The sequence below is a fragment of the Variovorax sp. P4_D9 genome (genome assembly GCF_056401695.1).
Genome location: NZ_JBFUIU010000538.1, coordinates 1 through 6,238, shown reverse-complemented (window position 1 = coordinate 6,238; position 6,238 = coordinate 1). Strand labels below are relative to the sequence as shown.

Here is a 6,238-nt window from a genome sequence, read left to right as displayed (position 1 = left end):
GTCTTGAGGCCGTCTGTCATGGGTTCGATGCGGGAATGAGTTCGAGCACCGCATCGGCGAACATGCGCGGCACCTCCTGCGGCATGTTGTGGCCGACGCCGGGCACGATGCGGTGCGAGCGCGGACCGGTGAAGCGATGGGCATGCGCCAATGCGTCGCTCGCGGGCCGCACGCCGTCGTCGGCGCCATCGCAGGTGATGCTGGGCACGGTGATCGGCGGCTGCGCCGCGAGCCTTGCCTCGATCGCTGCATAGGCCGGGTCACCCGGCACCAAGCCGAAGCGATGGCGATAGGACTGGATCACCACCTCGACGAAGTCGGGATGGTCGAAGGCAGCCGCGCTGCGCTCGAAGGTCGCGTCGTCGAAGGCCCAGGTCGGAGACCAGAGGCGCCAGAGCAGGCGCGTGATGCCGCGCCGATCGGCTGCCAGCCCGGCCCGGCCGCGTTCGCTGTGAAAGTAGTACTGGTACCAGAGCCGGTGCTCGTTCTCGGCCGGCTCCGGGCGCATCGCCTTCGCGATGTCCTGGATGTTGTAGCTGTTGAACGAGACCAGCCCGGCGCAGCGCTCGGGCCATAGCGCCGCCACCACGCAGGCCGCGCGCCCGCCCCAGTCGTAGCCCGCAAGCACGGCGCGCGGAATCGCCAGCGCATCGAGCAGCGCCAGCAGGTCGGCGCCGAGCGCGGCCTGTTCGCCCGAGCGCGGTGTCGCGTCGCTCAGGAAGCGCGTGGCGCCGTAGCCGCGCAGGTAGGGCACGATGACCCTGCAGCCGGCCTCGGCCAACATCGGCGCGACCTCCACGTAGCTGTGGATGTCGTACGGAAAGCCGTGCATCAGCAGCACCGGCGGCCCATCCGCGGGTCCGGCTTCGAAGTACGCGATGTCGAGCACGCCGGCCCGGATCGTTCGCAGCGGCTCCAAGCGCGTCATGGCCGCACTAATAGAGAACGACACCGCGAATCGATTCGCCGCGCTTCATCAGGTCGAAGCCCTTGTTGATGTCCTCCAGCGGCATGGTGTGGGTGATCAGGTCGTCGATGTTGATCTTGTTTTCCATGTACCAGTCGACGATCTTCGGCACGTCGGTGCGGCCGCGCGCACCGCCGAAGGCCGAGCCTTCCCACTTGCGGCCGGTGACCAGCTGGAACGGCCGGGTGCTGATTTCGGCGCCCGCTTCGGCCACGCCGATGATGATGCTGCGGCCCCAGCCCTTGTGCGTGCATTCGAGCGMCTGGCGCATCACCTGCGTGTTGCCGATGCACTCGAAGCTGTAGTCGGCGCCGCCATCGGTCAGCTGCACGATGGCGTCGACCACGTTCTCGGTGGTCTTGGGGTTGATGAAGTGCGTCATGCCGAACTTGCGCGCCATCGCCTCGCGCGCCGGGTTCAGGTCGACGCCGATGATCTTGTCGGCGCCCACCATCTTGGCGCCCTGGATCACGTTGAGGCCGATACCGCCGAGGCCGAACACCACCACGTTGGCGCCAGCTTCGACCTTGGCCGTGAAGATCACGGCGCCGATGCCGGTGGTCACGCCGCAGCCGATGTAACAGACCTTGTCGAAGGGCGCGTCCTCGCGGATCTTGGCCAGCGAGATCTCGGGCGCCACCGTGTAGTTGCTGAAGGTCGACGTGCCCATGTAGTGGAAGATCGGCTTGCCGTCGAGGCTGAAGCGGCTGGTCGCGTCGGGCATCAGGCCCTTGCCCTGGGTGCCGCGGATCAGCTGGCACAGGTTGGTCTTGCGGCTCAGGCAGAACTTGCACTGGCGGCATTCGGGCGTGTACAACGGAATCACGTGGTCGCCCTTCTTGAGCGAGCTCACGCCAGGGCCGACGTCGACCACGATGCCCGCGCCCTCGTGTCCCAGGATGGCCGGGAAGATCCCTTCGGGGTCGGCGCCCGAGAGGGTGTAGTAGTCGGTGTGGCAGATGCCCGTCGCCTTGATCTCGACCAGCACCTCGCCGAACTTGGGCCCCTCGAGGTCGACGGTTTCGATGGTCAGGGGTTGTCCGGATTGCCAGGCGACGGCGGCTTTGGTTTTCATGGGTCGTGCAGTTTCGGTTCAGGAGTCGGGCACTATAAGATGCCGCGCATTGGAGAGTCACGTCATGAAGAAAATCCTTGTCCTCAACGGCCCCAACCTCAACCTCCTCGGAACCCGCGAGCCCGCGCAGTACGGCTACGAAACGCTGGCCGACGTCGAGCGCATGTGCCTGGAGACCGGCGCCACGCTCGGCATCGAGGTCGAGTGCCGACAGTCGAACCACGAAGGCCAGCTGATCGACTGGATCCACGAGGCCGGGCGCGAGGTGGCCGCCGGCCGCATGCTCGGCGTGGTGATGAATCCCGGCGCCTACACCCACACCTCGATCGCGCTGCACGACGCCATCAAGGGCGCCAGCGTGCCGCTGATCGAGCTGCACATCTCGAACGTGCATGCGCGCGAGGAGTTCCGCCACCATTCCTACATCTCGCCGGCGGCGCGAGGCATCATCGTCGGGCTCGGCGTCAAGGGCTATCCGCTGGCGATCGAGGCGCTGGCGCGCGTGAGCGACGCCAAGTGAAGATCAGGTCGGTCGAGCCCTTCGTGCTGCACGTGCCGGTCACGGGCAGCCAGATTGCCGACAGCACCCACACCCTGACGCACTGGGGCGTCGTCGGCGCAAGGATCGAGACCGAGGACGGTCTCGTCGGCCATGGCTTCACCRGTACCCACGCCCACCTGCCGGGCGACCAACTCATCACGCGCTGCATCGCGACCTGCCACGCGCCGCTCCTGCTCGGCGAGGACGCGGGCGACGTGCGGCGCCTCTGGCACAAGCTGGCGCGCAACCCTGCGCTGCAGTGGATCGGCCGCGCCGGCATCACGACGCTGTCGCTGGCGGCGATCGATGTTGCGCTGTGGGACCTGAAGGCCAAGGCAGCCGAGCTTCCGCTTTGGAAGCTCCTCGGCGGCCAAGTGCGGCCACGGGTGCGGGCCTACAACACCGACATCGGCTGGCTCAGCATCGGCGACCAGCAACTGGTCGACGGCGCACGGCGTGCAGTCGACGACGGCTTCACTGGCATCAAGATCAAGGTCGGATCGAGCGTCGACCGCGACCTGCGGCGGCTCGAGGCCGTGCGCGAGGCGATCGGCTCGGCCGTCACGCTGGCGGTCGACGGCAACGGCAAATGGGATCTCGCCACCTGCCTGCGCTTCTGCCGCGGTGCAGAGCCCTTCGACCTGCTCTGGTTCGAGGAGCCCCTGTGGTACGACGATGTCAAGGGTCATGCGCAGCTGGCGCGCGCGACCCGCATTCCGGTCGCGCTCGGCGAGCAGCTCTATACAGCCGACGCCTTTTCCGAGTTCTTCGCCCAACAGGCGATCCACTGGGTGCAGCCCGACGTGACGCGCATGGGCGGCATCACCGAGGTGCTCCAGGTCTGCGAGGCCGCGCATGCCTTCCGCCTGCCGGTGGCGCCGCATGCGGGCGACATGAGCCAGGTCCACGTGCACCTAAGCTACGCGCATCCGGCCTGCGAGGTGCTCGAATACATCCCGTGGATCAAGGACTGCTTCACCGAGCCGGCCGAGGTGGTCGACGGCCATTTCCGCCTCCCAACGCAGCCCGGCGCGGGCACCACGCCGACCGCCGCTGCCTGGCAGGCCTACCGCCGGCCCGCCGCATGACGGCCGAGCGAGCCGGCCTGTTCGAAGGCGAGGACGGCGCTTGGCGCTGCCGCTGGTGCGCCGCCACGCCGGCCTACCAGAACTACCACGACGGCGAATGGGGTTTTCCGGTCACCGACGACCGCCGCCTGTTCGAGAAGCTGTGCCTCGAAGGCTTCCAGGCCGGCCTGAGCTGGCTCACGATCCTCAACAAGCGCGAGGCCTTCCGGCGCGGCTTCGCCGACTTCGATGCCGAGCGCATGGCGCGCTTCGGACCGAAGGAGGTCGAGCGGCTGCTCGCCGATGCCGGCATCGTGCGCCATCGCGGCAAGATCGAGTCGGCGATCAACAACGCCCACCGCGTGATCGAACTGCGCAAGGAGTTCGGCTCGCTGGCGGCCTACGCCTGGGGCTTCGAGCCCGATCCGGCCTCGCGGCCGAAGCGCATCACGCATGCGGCGCTGCAGACCTTCACGACCTCGCCCGAGTCGATCGCGATGTCGAAGGATCTGAAGAAGCGCGGCTGGCGCTTCGTCGGGCCGACCACGGTCTATGCCTTCATGCAGGCCACGGGCCTGGTCAACGACCACGTCGAAGGTTGCCATGCGCGCGAAATCGCCCTGAAGGCTCGCGCCAGGCTCAAGCTGCAGCGCTGACGCGGACGCGCTTCAGGCGGCTGCGCTTCAGGCGGCTTGCGGCCCGGCCACCTTGCGGTGGTTGATCCGGCCCGCGCTGTCGACGCTCTCGAGGTGGACGTCGAAGCCCCACAGCCGCGCCACGTGCTTGAGCACCTCGGTCGAGTTGTCGTGCAGCGGGCGGTTGTTGTGCTGGGTGTGGCGCAGCGTCAGCGAGCGGTCGCCGCGCAGGTTCACGCTCCAGACCTGGATGTTGGGCTCGCGGTGGTTCAGGTCGTACTGGCGCGACAGCGATTCGCGCAATAGCTTGTAGCCGCTGTCATCATGAATGGCCGAGACTTCGAGCTCGGGTTCGCTTTCCTGGTCGCGAACCGTGAAAAAGCGAAAATCGCGCATCAATTTTGGCGACAGGAATTGCCCAATGAAACTTTCGTCCTTGAAATTGCGCATCGCGTAATCGAGCGAGGTCAGCCAGTCGGAACCCGCCAGATCGGGGAACCAGCGCTTGTCTTCCTCGGTCGGCTTTTCGCAGATGCGCCGCAAATCGGTGAACATCGAAAAACCCAGCGCATAGGGATTGATGCCGCTGTAGGCGCGGTGGCCGATCGGCGGCTGGAACACCACGTTGGTGTGCGACTGCAGCCATTCAATCATGAAGCCGTCGGCCAAGAGGCCTTCGTCGTACAGCGTGTTGAGCAGGGTGTAGTGCCAGAAGGTGGCCCAGCCCTCGTTCATGACCTGGGTCTGGCGCTGCGGATAGAAGTACTGCCCGATTTTGCGCACGATACGCACCACTTCGCGTTGCCAGGGGTCCAACAATGGTGCATTTTTCTCGATGAAGTAGAGCAGGTTCTCCTGCGGCTCGGCCGGGAAGCGCTTCGACGCCTCATCGTCCTCCGCCGTGCGGCCGCTCTTGCGCGGCAGCGTGCGCCACAGGTCGTTGACCTGCTGCTGCAGGTGGTGCTCGCGTTCCTCGCGGCGCGCCTGTTCCTGGCTCAGCGACAGTCGCTGCGGCCGGCGGTAGCGGTCCACGCCGTGGTTCATCAGCGCGTGGCAGGAGTCGAGCAGGTCTTCGACCGCCCCGACGCCATGGCGCTCCTCGCATTCACTGATGTATTTCCGCGCATAGACCAGGTAGTCGATGATCGACGACGCATCGGTCCACATCTTGAATAGGTAGTTGCCCTTGAAGAAGCTGTTGTGGCCGTAGGCCGCATGGGCAATCACCAGGGCCTGCATGGCCATGGTGTTCTCTTCCATCAGGTAGGCGATGCAGGGGTCGGAATTGATGACGATCTCGTACGCCAGGCCCATGTGGCCGCGGCGGTAATTCTTCTCGGTCTGGATGAACTGCTTGCCGTAGGACCAGTGGCGGTAGATGACCGGCATGCCGACCGAGGCATAGGCGTCCATCATCTGCTCGGCCGTGATGATCTCGAGCTGGTTGGCGTAGGTGTCGAGCTTGTAACCCTTGGCCACCCGGGCGATCTCGGTGTGGTACTGCTCGATCAGTTCGAAAGTCCAGTCGGACGGGCTGGGCAGCTGAGTGCGGGTGCGGGTCTTCTCTGTCACGCCGGGCCTCTCTCTTTCTTGAACAGGTCGCGGAACACCGGATAGATGTCCTGCGCGGAGCTGACCTTTCGCATCGCGAAATTCTTGTGGGAGCCGGCCAGCTGGGTGTACTCCTCCCACATGTTCTGCTCGGCCTCGGCCACCTGCACGTAGGCGTAGTAGCGCACCAGCGGCAGCAGGTGGTCGGCCAGCAGCTCGCGGCAGCGGCCGCTGTCCTGGTGCCAGTTGTCGCCGTCGCTGGCCTGGGCACCGTAGATGTTCCACTCGCCGCTGGGGTAGCGAGCGCGCACGATGTCGAGCATCAGCGTGAGCGCGCTCGAGACCACGGTGCCGCCGGTCTCGGTGGCATGGAAGAATTCTTCCTCGGTGACCTCGGAGGCC

7 protein-coding genes are annotated in these 6,238 nt (G+C 66.1%); 3 read left to right on the top strand and 4 right to left on the bottom strand.

What is annotated here, in order from left to right:
- Positions 1–16: 16 nt before the first annotated feature.
- Both AC1DY5_RS38050 and AC1DY5_RS38045 read right to left on the bottom strand, forming a co-directional pair.
- Positions 17–928, bottom strand: coding sequence for an alpha/beta fold hydrolase (locus tag AC1DY5_RS38050; protein WP_478119637.1), 912 nt, complete (start codon positions 926–928; stop codon positions 17–19).
- A gap of 7 nt (positions 929–935) precedes the next feature.
- Positions 936–2,042 (bottom strand): S-(hydroxymethyl)glutathione dehydrogenase/class III alcohol dehydrogenase, encoded by a 1,107-nt coding sequence (locus AC1DY5_RS38045; RefSeq protein ID WP_478119636.1) that lies wholly within the window; start codon positions 2,040–2,042, stop codon positions 936–938.
- Between the two features lie 64 nt (positions 2,043–2,106).
- Here AC1DY5_RS38045 and aroQ point away from each other — a divergent pair, with 64 nt between their 5' ends.
- The 3 genes from aroQ to AC1DY5_RS38030 are packed head-to-tail and all read left to right on the top strand — an operon-like array spanning position 2,107 to position 4,306.
- Positions 2,107–2,562 (top strand): type II 3-dehydroquinate dehydratase, encoded by a 456-nt coding sequence (gene aroQ, locus AC1DY5_RS38040; protein WP_478119635.1) that lies wholly within the window; start codon positions 2,107–2,109, stop codon positions 2,560–2,562.
- Positions 2,559–3,671 (top strand): mandelate racemase/muconate lactonizing enzyme family protein, encoded by a 1,113-nt coding sequence (locus AC1DY5_RS38035; protein ID WP_478119634.1) that lies wholly within the window; start codon positions 2,559–2,561, stop codon positions 3,669–3,671. Before aroQ ends, AC1DY5_RS38035 begins: the two co-directional genes overlap by 4 nt.
- Complete coding sequence (locus tag AC1DY5_RS38030; RefSeq protein ID WP_478119633.1) at positions 3,668–4,306, top strand: DNA-3-methyladenine glycosylase I; 639 nt, start codon at positions 3,668–3,670, stop codon at positions 4,304–4,306. The genes AC1DY5_RS38035 and AC1DY5_RS38030 overlap by 4 nt, the downstream gene beginning before the upstream one ends.
- A 27-nt stretch (positions 4,307–4,333) precedes the next feature.
- On the opposite strand, the gene AC1DY5_RS38025 is transcribed toward AC1DY5_RS38030, so the two are convergent.
- Together AC1DY5_RS38025 and AC1DY5_RS38020 are read right to left on the bottom strand one after the other, a co-directional pair.
- Entirely contained in the window at positions 4,334–5,857 is a 1,524-nt protein-coding gene (locus AC1DY5_RS38025) for a SpoVR family protein (protein ID WP_478119632.1), read from the bottom strand.
- Positions 5,854–6,238 (bottom strand): DUF444 family protein (locus AC1DY5_RS38020; RefSeq protein WP_478119631.1); only part of this gene is annotated, 385 nt, incomplete at its 5' end. The genes AC1DY5_RS38025 and AC1DY5_RS38020, both read right to left, overlap by 4 nt.